We start from the raw sequence: 15,280 nt of genomic DNA, 5'->3' as shown, positions 1-15,280 counted from the left end.
CGTAGCAAGTCTATAGGCTGGGCTGCCGTCCTCCCATAGGTACAGGTACCCATCGGAGGACAGTCGCAGTCAGTGGCTTGGAGCGTGAGAAAGATCAGCAGGATGGCATGCCTTGCGGCGGCGAGAACCCTTCGGTGGTTGTGTCTCCGCGCACAAACAAACCATTGTTCATGGCGTCAGTGTTTGGCCCTGACTGCTGGCGGTACCAGGCTTCACCGTTGGTGTAGAGGTACCTGAAGCAGTTCGACACGATGGTCTGCCGGTCGTAGAGCCAGTGGTTCCCGCTGCACTTGGCGTCTCCGGAGGCATTCGGTCTCCAGTTGGTTCCACCCAGGCCGTCCATGCACGTCCTTGAGCTAGCATCGAGGCCGGGGCCGCCCGCTGTGATGTCCCACGTCGTCGGTGCCGGCGCATTCCCTGCATTGCCGGATACGATTGTCGATTCCGAACACTGGCCGGTCGAGTCACAGGCCTTGAACTCGACGGTCTCCTGGTCTCCGTAATCACCGACCTTGTAGGACACGTTTCCGGACGTGCCTCGCGACACCCAACTGGTTGCGGGGTTCAGCTTGCGGTGCTGCACCTCCACCACGGGACGACCATTGTCACGCCGGGCAGACCAGTCGAAGTGGACTTCCATATCACCCTGGGCACTCTTGCCCGAGCTCGCACGCGGTGCAAGCGGCTTCCCGTACGGAACGACCGTAGTGGAGCGCGCGCTGTTAGCACTGCTGTAACTTGATCCGTCCGTTGTAGCAACGGCCCGAACCACAGCCCACACGTTGGATCCGTTCGGGAAACCCCCCACGTTCTGGCCATTACGCACACCGTTGACGACTTTGCCGTTGCTGAATTCGGCGACGTAGCTGACTTCGGAGGCCCGCGCGCCATTCCGCTGCGACGCCGCGATTTCCTGGAAGCTGATCGTGACGGTCTCTCCCGCTCCCCCGGTATTCGTTTCCACCAGGGAGGGGGCCTGCGGCGCCTCAGGGCTTCCTACGGCGCGGCGCGGTGCGGATTGCGCGCCATATTCGGTCCAGCCGGCCTTGTTGTAGGCACGGACCGCGTAGCTGTAGTCCGCCTCGGCGTTGGGAACGACGATGGTCTGCTCGGACGCCTGCACCTCGGGCAACGTGCGCACCAGGGCGCCCCCGCGGAATTCCTGCACCTGGTACTTCGTCACGGTGTCGCCGTTCGGCGCCACGTCTGCCCAGTCGACCACCAGCTGACTTTCCGTGCCCACTGAGTCGGCGCGCGTCGTCGTCGGCGCCGCCGGTGTTCCCGGCAGGCCGGCCGGAATCTCGGCAGCGGAGTAATCACTCCACTCCGACGGATCCGGAGCGGCATTGCGTGCCTGCACCCGAACCTTGTAGGCGGTGCCGTTCTCCAGGCCTTCCCAGGTCAGCGGGCTGCCGGTTGCGCTGCGCTGGACCGCCCCGTTGGGTGGTGCGGGAGAGATCTGGAGGTCATAGCCTTCGACCGGGGAACCCTCGTTGGCTGGAGGTGTCCAGCTCACCGTCAGCGATCCGTCACCGAACACCAGCGCCGGAGGAGCAGGCTGAGCCGGTTGTGTGTCAGGACGCGCGACCGCCGATTCCGGCGACGGGTCGGACGTACCGATGTCGTTGGTGGCGGTGACGGTGAACACGTACTCGACGTTATTGGTGAGCCGGGTCAGCGTACACGTGGTCGCCGGGCACTCCTGGGTGAACCCGTTGTTACTGGTGACCGTGTAACCGGTGATCGGTGAACCGTTGTCAGCCGGCGGATCCCAGGACAGGACCACCGATTTATTTCGCGTGCTTTCGACCACCGGTGTGGAGGGAACGCCCGGCTTGCCCTTGACCGTGAGGAGAATCTGGGCCGTTGCGACGCGGGACAGTTCCCCGGTCTTGTCCTCAATCGTGTACTGCACGGTCATGTTTCCCACAAAGGACTCACCCGGCGTCACGAGGACTGAGTCTCCCTGCTGGGAAACGCTGCCGTTGCCGTCCGCGATGACGTCGACGATCCGCAGCGGCTCTTCCGGGAACGGGTTCACGTCGTTGGTGAGCACGTCCACCGTCACCGGCTCGCCCTGAACGGCGTCAGGCACTTCGTCGTCGTTAGCGACCGGAACCGGCCGGCTGGACGCCAACACCGTCAGCGCCACCAAACTGTTCGCCGTGTCTTCCCCGTCCGTCACGGAGATTCCGATGGTTCCGGTGGTGCCGACCTCGGCGCCGTCCTGGGCTGCGACGGTCAGCACCGAACCGGCGAAGGAGATATCGAAGCCGGCAGGTTGCTCACCGGTGAGCGAGAACTCGAGGGTGTCCTCAGGATTCTGGTCGGCGGCAAGACCGGCCAGATCGAGCGTGACTGCCGGCTCGGCGATGGCAACTTCGAGGGACCCGGAATCCAGGGTCGGCGGGAAGTTGGGGCTTTCCTCAGCGGCGATCACGTTGGTGAGGACGGTGAGGGTGGAGCTCAAGCCCTCCGGGTCATCGGGTCCGGTGCCGTCGGTGACCTCGAAGGTGATGGAGCCCTTGCCGGCGTAATCCGCGTCCGCGGCGTAGCGGAGGTTGTTCGGATCGACCACCCAGTCGTTGGCGTTGCTGGTGCCGATCGCCGTGACCTTCTCAGTGACGGTCAGGCGCGGCGTGCGGCCCTCGCGGACCTCCACCAGCTCGCGCAGGTCGAGGGCGAGTTCCTCCCCCGCCTGCACATCGATGGGAGCGTTGCTGATGAGCGTCGGATACTGTTCACTCAGCCCGGGTACCCAGATGACGGCGGTCGCGACACCACCGTCGATGTCCTCGACGGAGTACGGAATGGACTGCGGCTCCGGTGTCAGCTCGACGCGGACCACGTTCTCCGCACCCACGGCCGCGGTGGCATCGGCGGGGTCAACGCTGACTTCCAAATCCTCTGCGACGCCGTCCGGATCCTCGTCGTTTTTCAGGACCGGAACGTCCACGGCGGTCTGTCCGCGGGTCTCGGTCACCTCGACCCTGTCATCACGCGCGATGGGCAGGAGCAGTGGAGCGTTCTGGTCGACCGTCACGTTGATGTTGCCGTTGGCGGAGGCACCGCGATCATCAGCCACTGAGTAGCGGACGCTGAAGTCTCCCTCGGCCTGGGGTGCGCTGAACAGCACGCGGCCCTCGACCACCTCCGGAGCCATTTCCTCGGGGGTGGCAGTGACCCCCTCGGGATCAAGCGCGATGGGGTCGCCGTCGGGGTCTGAATCGTTGCGCAGCGCGTCGACGGCAATGGCGCGGCCGGGCCGGAGGATGACGCCGTCGTTGACGGCAATGGGTTTCTGGTTCGCTTCCGCGGCAGGAGCTATGCCCACCTGAATGGTGCCGGTGTTCTCCAGGCCAAGCCGATCGCGGACGGTGTAGGTGAAGGTGTCGGTCCCCGCTCCGGTGGCCGATGCGGTGAAGTCGATGTAGTTCGGTCCCGGGATCGCTGCGCCCATCGTCGGAGCGGCGTCGATGCCGGTGAGGAAGGACGAGTCGCCATCCGCGTCGATACCGTCCAGCGGGACCGGGATCCGGACCGTCGATCCGGCGATGACGCGCGCGTCGAGGTTCTTCGGTACCGGAGGCGTGTTGCGCTCATCGAGCGGCCGGATGTTGATCCGTACCTCCGCCGAGTCCGTCTGCCCGGTGCTGTCCAGCACCTCGTAGATGGCGTACACAGTTTTGGCTGTGGTGCCGGCGACGAAACGCAGTGAGTTCTCCGAGGCGAAAATCCGGCCGTCCCCGAGGTCGATCCCCTGAGCGAGGACGGGATTCAGGGTCAGCTCATCGCCGTTGGGGTGAGTGTCGTTGTCGAGCACCGGTATGTTGACGACGTCACCGGCGCGTACCGTGACCTCGTCGGAGTTGGCCTGCGGCGGCAGGGGCGTCTCCGGGCCCTCCACCGAGAGCACGCTTACTTCCCCGGTGGCCGAGGCCGTGCCGTTTGAAATCGTGTAGGTGATGGTGGTCTGCTCGCTCAGGTTCCGCACATCGTGGATGCGCAACACGTTGTGGTCGAGTACCGCGACCTCCAGGGGTGACCCCGCGGGTACATCCACTGACTGCACCACAAGCACCCCACCCGAGGGGTCGCTGTCGTTGCCCAGAACGTCAACCAGCACATCGCCGTTGCGCGGCAGCAGAGCAACGTCTCGGACGGCGATCGGCGCGCCCTCCGCACCCTCGGCCTTTGCATCAACCCGGATCAGTCCGCTCGCGCTCTGCGGTCCGTTGGTCACCAGGTACTCGACGTAGTAAGTGCCCGCCGCGTTGGGAGTGAAAGCGATGGTGCCGGTGTCATAATCCGGTGTTGCCACCGCATCCCCGCCGGTGAGTTCCGCCTTCGCCAGGCTGAGCTGACCACCTGCCGGATCGAGATCGTTCTGCAGCGGGCTCAGTTGGGATTCCTGCCCGACGACGGCAGTGAAGTGATCGAAATTGACCACCGGCGCCAACGTCCCTGCTGCCCGGACATCGAAACTGATGACGCCGGACACCTCTTCACGGCCGTCCGAAACGACAATATTGACTTCCTTGACGCCCTGGCCCTTGCCGACATCACGGAAGGTCAGCAGCCCGTCCGAGCGGGTTCTCACCTGATCACCGTCCGGCGTCGGCTCCGCACTCACCAGGAACAGGTCATCGCCGTCCGGGTCCATCCAGCTGGAGAGGATGTTCTGGCTGACGGACTTGCCCTCCTCCACAAGAATTTTCGTGGAGCGCAATGCGTTGGGCGGCTCATTCGAATCAGCCCCGCGAATATCCAGGGTGACCTGCGCGGAATCGCTGCCTCCGCGTCCGTCGGACACTTCATAGGTGAAGGTGGAGTTGCCGGGGGTGGCGTTCGGCGGGACCACAATCTGCAGTCCTGCACCGTTGTAGATGGGCTGCACGCTGCCTGCGGCCGGCGGTTCCCCGGTCAGGGTACTCGTCAGGAGATCGCCGTCCGGGTCTGTGTCATTGGCGACGACGTTCAGAATAGTGGTGCGGCCGGCTCTTGCGCCGTACGTATCGTCTTCGGCTACCGGAGGACGGTTTTCACCGGTGCGGTCAGGGAGCGTGTTGACCGGGTTCTCACTCGCGGATTCCTGGTCCTCGTCATCGGACTCATCCTTCGGCGGGATGATGTCACCCCAGTTATCGACCAACTGCATGTTCTGCAGCACCAGCCAGACATCACCGGCGTTGACATCGTTGAGAACGACAACGCTGCGATTGACCCGGAACACCAGTTCCGATTCCGCACCGAGTTCGGGGATGTCCTGCCGCTGATCACTGGCATCATCGGCGCAGTCGCGGACGTAGACCGCAGCTCCGGCCCAGGCAGCGTGGACACAACCGTCCAACTGCACCGGCGCAGCGGGAACACCGGTGGAATCCAGGGGTGTAATGATCGGATCCCCGCCACTCAGCGGCTGCTTGATCAGCGACGTCGGTGTGGCCACCACCGCGAAACTGCCCGCCGGGCCGCTCTGCTGCAGACGCCCACCCACAGCATCCGGAAGGGTCACCGCCTCTCCGCCGGGCAGGACGAGCTGACCGGACTCGCCGTCGAACACCACTGCCTGATCTCCCACAGCGGCGATCTGCGCGTCACCGAACGATCCCAGTGCCTCCGCCTCGACGAGGGCGGGCTCCTCATAGGTGCCGTCGGGGGCAACCACATAGGTAGACACCGTCGCGGCGGACGGGTCCGCGACCAGAACACGGTTGTTCGAAGAAACCGCCGCAACCACACCGGACGAACCGGTCACCACCGGCTCCGTTTCCTGGTCACTGAACGCCGCCAGGTTCTGCACCGTGGTAATCCAGACCGCACCACCGGCGCGGTCCGTCACCGCCGCCGTCGTACCCCCCATGGCCACCGCTGCTGAACCGGGCAGCTGAACTTCAGTGCCGCGGACCACGTTGGCCACGTCGACGGGGCTGACCTTGGATTGATCAGAGTTGATATTGAAGACCGTGGCCTGGTCCTGAATGATGTCGAAGCTGTCACTGTTCGCTGCGTAGCCGCCGTCCAGGAGCCGCGACTGGTAATTAAGGTGACCCACCATTCCGGTGTTGTTATTCGTCACCCACACACCGCCGTCGTTCAGGTCAACTTCGGCAGTGGCAAAACCGGGATAAAGCAAGGCACCGCTGATCACACCCATGCTGACGGCAGAGGCAGTGGATACCGATAATGCTCGTTTGTGTTTGGTGCTGAATCGTCGAAGGCGGTTCAGTAGCTTCACAATGTTCCCCGGGTGAGACGCTGGACGGCCGCTTCCTCACTCAATAGGAGGCGGCCGGAATACTTGACCGATTAAAGTGTTGCATGACTTCGCAAACCGGCCGACCGGCACTCGTGGGTACTTGTGCCCATCGGTGAGGCGTTGTCAGTCGTGAATGAAACCGTCAGTCGAGAACCAGGCCGGTGCCGGTGCCGCGCGCGAGCGTCACGGGGTGAACTTCCCCGAAACCGCGTACGGTCCGCGCTTTGTGGGGCATCAGCACAAAGCGTTCGTTCTCGCGCAGGGTTGCGGCGGTGGAGGCGTCGATCAACACCGTGCCGGGCTCCGCCAGCGAGGTCAGGCGGGCCGCCAGGTTCACCGTGGGCCCGTAGATGTCACCCAGCCTGGACAGGATCCGGCCCCACACCATGGAGACGCGCGCCGAGGGAAGCAGGTCGTCCTCGGTGAACGCCTTGGCGAGCGCCAGCGAAATTTCAGCGCCGGCCTCGGGCGTCTCGGCAATGTAGAGCACTTCATCGCCGATGGTCTTCACCAGGCGTCCGCCGCCGACAGAGATGATCTCCGCGCTTCGGTTTTCGAACCGCTGCACCAGTTGGGCGAGGGTGCGTTCATTCATCTGCCGGGACAGGCTCGTGTAGGAGACCAGGTCCGCGAACCCGACGGCGCGGGCCAGCGGCAGCGGTGCGTCGTCCTCGGCTCCTTCAGGCCCTCCCGCGCTAGAGGCGAGCCCCGACTCCGAGCGGACGGCCAGCCGTTGGACCGCTGCGTTCATCTGGCGGCGCCACGCGTAGACCAGCGTCTTCTCGAGCGGCTCGAGCAGGTGCGGAAGCTCGGCAACGAGGTTCCGGCGGGCAGCGGAGTCGGAGATTCCACGCTGAACCACCATCTCCTCGACAAGCGCCTCAATCTGCCACACCACCATGCGATCCGTCATCTGCCCGATGGCACGGGTGATGGAAATTGCCGCCGATTCCGTCAGCTGCTCCTTGCGCACCAGTTCGATGATGGTGGTCAGGGCTTCCATGTCCTTTTCGGTGAACGCGACGTCGTCGTCCCCGATGTTGGGAAATCCCATTGCGCGCCAGAGCTTCCGCGCGGACAGCAGGGACACCCCGGCACCTGTTGCCACATCCCTGCGGCGCAGCGTTCGTTCAGCGCCGAGCAGTTCAACCTCGAGGCGCCGGATGGCGTCGCGGTCCAGCTTCTCCGGCGGCGGAGGCAGGTCTGCCCGGTTGAACGCCGGCATGGAAAGGGTCAAGGGGTTGTCGGGGTCATCGGCAAAGGAGCCGGTGCCACCGGCTTCAGTTCCATCCGTGCCGCTGTTGGCGCTCATCACCGCTCCTGTTCCATGCTTCGTCTTCTACCCCGTCCACCGGCTCCGCTTCCATATCTACACCATCGAACATGGCGGTCAGCGGTAGGTCGCTGATCGCAGCCACCATGTACTCCTTGAACGTATGCACCTGCGGAACCTCGCGGAAGGAGAGGATCCGGTCTCGGCCCAGATCAACAAACAAAGTGCCTCCACCGGTAAGCCGCTCGACGAGGGCCTGCTCGATGATGATCTGGAAGATTCCCGTCAGCCGAACTTCCCGCTCACTGCGCCTGGTGATACCTGCCCGCCGGATCAGCCGCCGGCTGGTCAGGATATACCGGGTGCCGGCCCAGCGCAGCAGCGGCCGGAGGAAGACGCGGAACAGGAAAAGCAGCATAAGGAGCAGGAATACGGTGACAGTCGCCGGGCCCCATTGCTCCCACCCGAGCGGCAGCTGTGACCGGCTGAACCAACCGAGCCCGTAGCCGGCACCGGCCAGAATCAGCAGGGCCAGGCAGAACGGAACCAGCAGGCGCCGCGGGTGTGGCCGGGTACGCACCACCACGTGCTCCCCCGGCTCGAGTCTTATCCGCATGATCGTGCATCCGGTGCGTGCCGCATTGGTCGAGCTCCTCCTTACAGCGTCAGCGGCCGCAGATGTACGACGTCGCCCGCCGAGACCGTATGCCTCTCACCATCCTCATCGCGCACCACCAGGGCACCGTGGGAATCGAGATTCATGGCACGCCCGGTGATGACGCTGCCGTTGGGCAGATCAGCCTGGACATCCTGGCCCAGCGTCACCATGCGTTCGCTGACCCGTGTGAGCAGCGAGGCGCCGCCCTTCCAGGGGCGGGTTGCGTCGCCGTCGACCGCGGTGAAGTCACCGTAATGTGCTGACAGGCGGCGCAGATAGGCCTTCAGGAGGATGTTCCGGTCCGTGGTGGCGGCGTATTCAAGCAGCAGGCTGGTGGCGGTGGGGACCGGCAGTTCCTGATCGGTGAGGCTGACGTTCACACCCGCACCGACGATGACGGCGGGCGGCTCGGCGTTGGCGCCCGGCACGAGCTGGGCGAGGACACCGGCCAGCTTGCGGCCGTCAACGTGGACGTCATTGGGCCACTTGAGTTGGGGAGAGATTTCGGTGCGTTCCTCGATGCTCTCCGAGAGCGCGAGCGCCGCCAGCAGGGACATCCACGCGTAACTCTGCGTTGGCAGGGGCCGGCCCTCCGGATTATGGGGGCGCAGCAGAACGCTGACGAACAGCGAGGAGCGCTCCGGCGCCGTCCAGATCCTGTCCAGCCTGCCGCGGCCGGCCGCCTGCTCCTCGGCGGTGAGCACGCTGAGATCCGGCCAGTTCCCGGGATCCTCGACGCAGTGCTCCGCAAGGTCGGTGTTGGTTGAGCCCGTTGCCTCCACCAGGTCCAGCCTGCCGTAGGGACCCTGCGGGCGGCACAGCGCCTCGCGCAGGCCGTTCTCGTCCAGGCCCGGACGTTCAAGGTTGGAGTAGCGGGATGTCATTGTCCAAGCCTACTGGGCGCCGGAACCGCGCTGGAGACGGCCCGCAGTCAGACGATTCCGGTGGTTCCCAGGAGGGATCCCACGGCGTAGGTGACGGCCATGGCAAGCGCTCCGCCGAGGACGAGCCTCGCCATCGCCCGGCGCCGGGAGCTGCCCCCGACCTGCGCGCTGACTGCACCGGTGATGGCCAGTGCAACAAGAACCGCTACAAACGTGAACGGGATGCGGACACCTGCGGGGAGGATGAGAATTGTCAGGAGGGGCAGGACGGCCCCTGCCGCGAAGGATGCAGCAGACGCAAAGGCAGCATGCCACGGATTGACGACCTCGAGTTCGTCGATGTTCAGCTCCGCTGAGAGGTGCGCGGCGAGGGCATCGTGCTGGGTCAGCTCCTCGGCGACCTGGCGGGCAGTTTCGCTGCTGAGCCCACGCTGCTCATACAGACCGGCCAGCTCGGTCAGCTCTCCGTCCGGATCATCGCGCAGTTCCTGGCGCTCCTTCTCGATCAAGGCTTCCTGGCTGTCCCGTTGGCTGCTCACCGAAACATATTCGCCGAGCGCCATGGACACCGCTCCGCCGACGACGGCGGCCGTTCCAGCGATGAGGATCGGGGCGACAACATTAGTCACTCCTGCGACACCGACGACGGTGGCGGCAGTCGATACGATACCGTCGTTTGCTCCCAGGACTGCGGCGCGAAGCCAGTTCAAGCGAGCTGCAACCCCGTTGTCATGCGGTTCAGCCGCGTGTCCTCCTGGATCAGTCATGACAGAAGTACAGCACCGATGACCGGTTCCCACCAGGCAGATGCAGGGCCCGGCCGGCGCACGGCTGCCGGGCAGCCGTCAACCTAGAGGAAGATGTCAGGCACCAGGCGATCCTCGGGAGCGCCGAGGCTGTAGCGGCTGAAGTCGGTGACGCCTTCGGAGCGCAGGACTTCCTCGTCGGTGAAGAAGTTCCCGGTGCACTCGCGCGCCGGCCGGACCAGCACGGTGTGGGCGGCGTCAGCGACGATGTCCGGTGTCCGGGCAGCCTTGATGAGTTCGCTCCCGCCGGGCATGTTGCGGATCGCCGCGGTGTCGATCAACGTGGCCGGCCAGAGCGAGTTGACGGCGATGCCTTCGTCCCGGAGTTCCTCGGCGAGCCCGAGCGTTGTCAGGCTCATGCCGTACTTGGCCATGGTGTAGGCAAGGTGCTTTCCCGCCCAGACCGGATCCAGGTTCAGCGGCGGGGAGAGCGTCAGGATGTGGGCATTCGTAGCCTTACACAGCGCCGGCAAGGCGAACTTGCTCAGCATGAACGTCCCGCGCACGTTGATGTCCGCCATCAGGTCATAGCGCTTCATGGACACGTCGGCGGTTTTCGAGAGGTCGATCGCCGACGCATTGTTGATAACGACGTCGATACCTCCGAATTCGGCGACCGTCGCCTCCACCGCCGAGGCGACGTCGTCGTCGTTTCTTACATCCCCCACGAGGGCCAGTGCTCCGCCGCCGGCTGCGCGGATCTCTTCCGCGGCGGTGTGCACGGTGCCTTCGAGACTGGGGTGGGGCTCGCCCGTTTTGGCGAGAATGGCGACGTTGGCGCCGTCACGCGCCGCACGGAGGGCGATGGCCAGGCCGATCCCCCTGCTGCCGCCGGACATGAGGATGGTGCGCCCTGAAAGGGTGCCGGACACAGGTGCGCCATTGCGGGTCATAGGTGACACCATAATCGGCACAGGGGGTGGGAAACCTAATTGTTACTCGTGGGTAACTTCGGGGCGGGCGCTAAGTCTTTCAAGAAGTTGTTGTAGGTGTTCTACAGCTATGCGGTTCGTTTTGCTTACTAGACTGGGCGAGAAGCCCGGTTCTTTGGAGGAAACCTACTTAAGGCCCCTCGAGACCGGCTACTCGCCCGCCACCAGGACACCAATCGGAAGAGACTCGATGCAACCCGAAACGCTTCCCCTCGAGCAGGGCACCGAAGACGCAGTCGACACCGGGCCAGACCTCCAGACAACCGCAGGCAAGCTAGCCGACTTCCGGCAACGCCAGGAACGGACGTTAGCGCCTTCCGGCCCGGAGGCGATCGAGAAGCAGCATGCCCGGGGCAAGGGCACGGCACGCGAGCGCATCGACCTGCTCGTGGACCCGGGTTCCTTCGTGGAGTTCGACGCCCTTGCCGTCCACCGGTCCACGGCATTCGGCATGGAGAAGAAAAAGCCCGTCGGCGACGGGGTGGTATCCGGCTACGCCACCGTGGACGGCCGGCAGATCGCGATCTACAGCCAGGACTTCACGGTCTACGGTGGATCGCTCAGCCAGGTCAACGGCGAGAAAATCGTCAAGGTTCAGGAATTCGCGCTCCGTAACGGCTGCCCGCTGGTGGGGATCAACGACGGCGGCGGCGCACGCATCCAGGAGGGCGTTGCGTCGCTCGCGATGTTCGCTGACATCTTCCGCAACAACGTGCATGCCTCCGGCGTGGTCCCGCAGATTTCGCTCATCATGGGCCCGTGTGCCGGCGGCGCGGCGTACTCCCCCGCGCTGACCGACTTCGTGGTCATGGTGGACAAGAGCTCGCATATGTTCATCACCGGCCCCGACGTCATCAAGACCGTCACCGGCGAGGACGTGGACATGGAAACCCTGGGAGGCGCGCGGCAGCACAACTCCACCACGGGAACCTCCGCCTACCTGGCCACCGATGAGCAGGACGCCATCGACTTTGTCCGGGAGCTGCTCGACTTCCTGCCCTCCAACAACCTCGCCGAAGCACCGCTGACCGAGTTCACCGAGGACCTCGAAATCAATGAGGCTGACACTCAGCTGGACACGCTCATCCCCGACTCCGCCAACCAGCCGTACGACATGCACACCGTCATCTCAACAATCGTGGATGACGGCCATTTCCTGGAGATGCAGTCTCTCTATGCGCCGAACGTGGTGATCGGGTACGCCCGTGTGGAGGGCCACACCATCGGAATCGTCGCCAACCAGCCGATGCAGTTCGCGGGCACCCTGGACATCGCTGCCTCAGAGAAGGCCGCACGGTTTGTCCGCCATTGCGACGCGTTCAACATTCCCATCCTCACCCTGGTGGACGTCCCGGGCTTCCTGCCGGGCAAGGACCAGGAGTTCAACGGCATCATCCGTCGCGGCGCCAAGCTCCTCTATGCCTACGCCGAAGCCACGGTTCCCAAGATCACCGTCATCACCCGAAAGGCCTACGGCGGCGCGTACATCGTCATGGGTTCCAAGAAGCTTGGCGCGGACCTCAACCTCGCCTGGCCCACGGCGCAGATCGGCGTCATGGGCGCACAGGGCGCGGTGAACATCCTGTACCGCAGTCACCTGAAATCAGTAGCCGACGCCGGAGGCAACGTTGAAGCCGCCCGCAGCGAGGTGATCAATCAGTATGAAGAGGAACTGCTGAATCCCTACCAGGCCGCGCAGTTGGGTTATGTGGACGCGGTGATTGCGCCGTCGGACACCAGGATTCAGGTTGTCCGCGGTCTGCGCGCGCTGCGCGACAAGCGCGCTTCGCTGCCCGCCAAGAAGCATGGGAACATCCCGCTGTGAGCGCGGACCTCTCGCCTACAGAAGAAGCCGAGCCGCTGTTTCAGGTGGTGGCAGGGAACCCGACGGCGGAGGAGCTGGCGGCTCTCGCCGTCGTCGTGCTTGGACTGCAGGCGAACGACGACGGCGCGCGCGGACACGCGCCGCACCGCACCTGGATCCGCCGCGATCAGTTGCGGCTCGGACCCCGGCCGGGCCCGGGATCGTGGCGGCGCAGCGCCCGGCGGTGACTTACACGGCCACAATAGGCAGGATCCTTCCACTTCCGTCGGCAACCACCCTAGGGTGGGGGTACGAGACCGAGCACGGCAATCGCGGAATTGTTCCGGCGGAAGGAAGCTGATGGATTCCAGGGAAGACGAGTGGCGAGGACAGCCCGGCACGCTTCACATGTCGGAGGATCTTTCGGAAACCAGGTGCTGGGCGCTGCTGAGTACGCACCAGACGGGCCGGATCGGTTTCCTCCGGAACGGCGCCGTGCAGATTTACCCGGTGAACTATCTGGTGCACGACGGCGCAATTTACTTCCGCACCCGGGATGACGGGGACATCGGCAGTCTGCTCCCCCTCAACGGTTGCGCTTTCCAGGTGGACGAGGTCCGTTCGGAGGCGATGGCCGGCTGGTCCGTGCTGGCCAATGGAACTGCGGACGCCGTGCGCGACGAGGCGCTGCTGACCGAACTCTGGGGGCGCTCAGCAGAGGAACCATGGGCGGGCGGATCGCGGACAACGTTCGTCGGAATTCAGCCCACACAGATCAGCGGCCGCAGTGTCCAGGCAGTCTGAGGCGGAGGAGCCCATGCAAAAATCGTCACTGACCGCGCTGATGCGGCATCAACTCGAGCTCGCCCGCAACGCTTCGAGCGGGCGCAGCGCCCGGACAGTATTCGGCGGGCATGAGCAGACCCTGCGCCAGACCATGATCGCCCTCGCTGCGGGCTCGCACCTGGCTGAACATGAGAATCCCGGTGAGGCGACGGTTCAGGTGCTGCAGGGCAGGGTAACGCTACGTGCAGGGGACGTGTCCTGGGAAGGGTCTCCCGGGGACCTGCTGATTGTCCCGCAGGCCCGCCACTCGCTGGAGGCGATCGAGGAGTCGATCGTTCTCCTGACGGTGGCGAAACTTTCCTGAGTCGCCCGGCTAGCTCACACTCGGGTCCATCACTGTGCCCAGGAACAGCGGCATGCCGGTGTCCTCGTGGAGGATCTGGTAGAGGAACGGCCGGTCGAACGTAATCTCGACGTCCGGCTCCGCGAATCCGCTCTCGGCCATGCTGATCTGCGTCACGGCAGCGGCGATGGTGCCCTTCTCGGCAACGGTGATGTTCGCCGATTGGGCCGCGCCCTCCACGTAGAGTCCGTCGGCGCCGATGCCGCTGAAGTCCGGCGTCCTACCCATGGCCTCTTCCAGTCCCATGGTGGTGAGCACCTCCTTGAGGTCCAGCTCACGGGTGTGGTCCCACGAAGGCAGCGTCAGCGCCACCAACCCTTCGCCGGCGCCGTCCATCTTCCCATTGGCCTCCGCGAGGGCAGCCTCGCCCAGGACCGGGTTTGAGCCTTCCTCCGGCAGGAGCAATCGCATCACGAACCCGTTGTTATAGGGCAGGTCAACGCCCTGCCAGCTGCCGCCGTCGACGTACTTCAGCGGGAGCACGGCGTGCATCAGAGGGGTCTGGATCACGCTGCCGCTCGTCCTGAAAGGTCCGGTCTGCGTGCTTTGAGGGTCGAAGGGGGCAGCCCAGGCCGCTGCGAAGTAGACGGTGTTGATGATGTTGAGGCGGGTGTCCGGCGTCGGTTCCAGTGGTACTTCTTCAATCCGCCCGCCGGTGTGCTGCTTCACCCACGCGTTCATTGCATCGAGTGCGTCACCGCTGGGGTAATCCACGGGGTACACACCGGCGCCGAAGTGCTGGGCGAGAGGTTCCAGGAAGTCATCCTCGAGCACGAGGGCCTCCGCCGGGAATAGCCCGTTCGCCAGGTGCAGCAGAGGTTCTTCCGGCGGTTCTTCATCATCGACCGTGGCGGGATCGCCATCATATGCGGCCCAGTTGGTGAGCAGCGCGTTCATCGCCTCGTCCCGGTTTTCCGCCGGGAAGGCGAGAACGGAGTCCAACTCTTCCGCCGTCGTCGTTCCTGCTCCGATCCTCAGCATGGCAAGGGCCGCGAGCGCGCTGACGGGGCTGGTGACCTGGTTGCCCTCGGGATCTGCGGCAAGCATTGCTGCGCCGAGCCGGTAGGAGGAGTCGCGGAGGGCTGCGACGGCGTCGGGATGATCTGTGAGCAGAACGGTTTCCCGCTCCACATCGGCGATCCGCTGTTCTGGCAGCGCCGGTGATCCGCAACCGGTCAGCACCAGCATTCCGGCGGCCAAAATGGAGGTGAGGAGGCGTTTCGGAATGGTGCCCATGGCTGTCTCCCTTGAGTGAACCGCCGGACTTCAAACGTAGGGCACCATCGGGGCCGGCCTCCAGCAGGGCCGGAACACAATCCGGTCACGATCCCGCTGAACTATGGACAGCTCTGTGGCCGTGGGCGATAACGTGCCGTTAGGCTCTACGGGTGATCAACGAGACTTCCACCGCACACCTGACCGCTGAGGCACCCACCCGCGCCCAGACGGCCATCGACGCCGTTGCCGAGGCCTAT

11 protein-coding genes are annotated in these 15,280 nt (G+C 64.8%); 4 read left to right on the top strand and 7 right to left on the bottom strand.

From position 1 onward, the window contains the following. Positions 1–94: 94 nt before the first annotated feature. The 6 genes from ABFX19_RS15135 to ABFX19_RS15110 all read right to left on the bottom strand — a co-directional run bounded on the left by ABFX19_RS15135 (position 95) and on the right by ABFX19_RS15110 (position 10,773). Positions 95–6,157: an Ig-like domain-containing protein gene (locus ABFX19_RS15135; RefSeq protein ID WP_346028826.1), complete on the bottom strand. Its 6,063-nt coding sequence runs from the start codon at positions 6,155–6,157 to the stop codon at positions 95–97. Positions 6,158–6,401: 244 nt separating this feature from the next. After that, positions 6,402–7,484: an adenylate/guanylate cyclase domain-containing protein gene (locus ABFX19_RS15130; RefSeq protein ID WP_235563308.1), complete on the bottom strand. Its 1,083-nt coding sequence runs from the start codon at positions 7,482–7,484 to the stop codon at positions 6,402–6,404. Between the two features lie 55 nt (positions 7,485–7,539). Beyond that, on the bottom strand, positions 7,540–8,148 hold the full coding sequence (locus ABFX19_RS15125; protein ID WP_346028825.1) for a PH domain-containing protein: 609 nt from the start codon (positions 8,146–8,148) through the stop codon (positions 7,540–7,542). A gap of 41 nt (positions 8,149–8,189) precedes the next feature. Continuing rightward, positions 8,190–9,074: a biotin--[acetyl-CoA-carboxylase] ligase gene (locus tag ABFX19_RS15120; protein WP_346028824.1), complete on the bottom strand. Its 885-nt coding sequence runs from the start codon at positions 9,072–9,074 to the stop codon at positions 8,190–8,192. Positions 9,075–9,121: 47 nt separating this feature from the next. After that, positions 9,122–9,841 carry a VIT1/CCC1 transporter family protein gene (locus tag ABFX19_RS15115; protein ID WP_277358295.1) on the bottom strand — a complete coding sequence of 240 codons (720 nt, stop codon included), beginning with the start codon at positions 9,839–9,841 and terminating at the stop codon, positions 9,122–9,124. Positions 9,842–9,924: 83 nt separating this feature from the next. Then, the gene (locus ABFX19_RS15110; protein WP_346028823.1) at positions 9,925–10,773 is read right to left on the bottom strand and encodes an SDR family oxidoreductase; all 849 of its coding nucleotides are present in this window, start codon (positions 10,771–10,773) and stop codon (positions 9,925–9,927) included. Positions 10,774–11,002: 229 nt separating this feature from the next. Here ABFX19_RS15110 and ABFX19_RS15105 point away from each other — a divergent pair, with 229 nt between their 5' ends. From ABFX19_RS15105 to ABFX19_RS15090, 4 genes are all read left to right on the top strand, one after another. Next, on the top strand, positions 11,003–12,637 hold the full coding sequence (locus tag ABFX19_RS15105) for an acyl-CoA carboxylase subunit beta (protein WP_277358293.1): 1,635 nt from the start codon (positions 11,003–11,005) through the stop codon (positions 12,635–12,637). Beyond that, positions 12,634–12,864 (top strand): acyl-CoA carboxylase subunit epsilon, encoded by a 231-nt coding sequence (locus tag ABFX19_RS15100; protein ID WP_346028822.1) that lies wholly within the window; start codon positions 12,634–12,636, stop codon positions 12,862–12,864. Before ABFX19_RS15105 ends, ABFX19_RS15100 begins: the two co-directional genes overlap by 4 nt. A 112-nt stretch (positions 12,865–12,976) precedes the next feature. Then, the gene (locus tag ABFX19_RS15095) at positions 12,977–13,420 is read left to right on the top strand and encodes a pyridoxamine 5'-phosphate oxidase family protein (protein ID WP_346028821.1); all 444 of its coding nucleotides are present in this window, start codon (positions 12,977–12,979) and stop codon (positions 13,418–13,420) included. Between the two features lie 13 nt (positions 13,421–13,433). Continuing rightward, positions 13,434–13,766: a cupin domain-containing protein gene (locus ABFX19_RS15090; protein ID WP_346028820.1), complete on the top strand. Its 333-nt coding sequence runs from the start codon at positions 13,434–13,436 to the stop codon at positions 13,764–13,766. 9 nt (positions 13,767–13,775) lie between these two features. On the opposite strand, the gene ABFX19_RS15085 is transcribed toward ABFX19_RS15090, so the two are convergent. Beyond that, the gene (locus tag ABFX19_RS15085; RefSeq protein WP_346028819.1) at positions 13,776–15,041 is read right to left on the bottom strand and encodes a serpin family protein; all 1,266 of its coding nucleotides are present in this window, start codon (positions 15,039–15,041) and stop codon (positions 13,776–13,778) included. Positions 15,042–15,280 lie beyond the last annotated feature (239 nt).

Origin of the sequence: Arthrobacter parietis (assembly GCF_039530425.1) — a bacterium.
Classification (GTDB): domain Bacteria; phylum Actinomycetota; class Actinomycetes; order Actinomycetales; family Micrococcaceae; genus Arthrobacter_D; species Arthrobacter_D parietis.
The sequence above is the reverse complement of the archived record's forward strand: the minus strand, read 5'-3'. Positions and strand labels throughout refer to the sequence as shown.

Excerpts from the sequence above, each read along its gene's own strand:
- ABFX19_RS15085 (WP_346028819.1), bottom strand. The coding sequence starts at position 15,041 with ATGGGCACCATTCCGAAACGCCTCCTCACCTCCATTTTGGCCGCCGGA.
- ABFX19_RS15120 (WP_346028824.1), bottom strand. The coding sequence starts at position 9,074 with ATGACATCCCGCTACTCCAACCTTGAACGTCCGGGCCTGGACGAGAAC.
- ABFX19_RS15115 (WP_277358295.1), bottom strand. The coding sequence starts at position 9,841 with ATGACTGATCCAGGAGGACACGCGGCTGAACCGCATGACAACGGGGTT.
- ABFX19_RS15130 (WP_235563308.1), bottom strand. The coding sequence starts at position 7,484 with ATGCCGGCGTTCAACCGGGCAGACCTGCCTCCGCCGCCGGAGAAGCTG.
- ABFX19_RS15110 (WP_346028823.1), bottom strand. The coding sequence starts at position 10,773 with ATGACCCGCAATGGCGCACCTGTGTCCGGCACCCTTTCAGGGCGCACC.
- ABFX19_RS15095 (WP_346028821.1), top strand. The coding sequence starts at position 12,977 with ATGGATTCCAGGGAAGACGAGTGGCGAGGACAGCCCGGCACGCTTCAC.
- ABFX19_RS15105 (WP_277358293.1), top strand. The coding sequence starts at position 11,003 with ATGCAACCCGAAACGCTTCCCCTCGAGCAGGGCACCGAAGACGCAGTC.
- ABFX19_RS15125 (WP_346028825.1), bottom strand. The coding sequence starts at position 8,148 with ATGCGGATAAGACTCGAGCCGGGGGAGCACGTGGTGGTGCGTACCCGG.
- ABFX19_RS15090 (WP_346028820.1), top strand. The coding sequence starts at position 13,434 with ATGCAAAAATCGTCACTGACCGCGCTGATGCGGCATCAACTCGAGCTC.
- ABFX19_RS15135 (WP_346028826.1), bottom strand. The coding sequence starts at position 6,157 with ATGGGTGTGATCAGCGGTGCCTTGCTTTATCCCGGTTTTGCCACTGCC.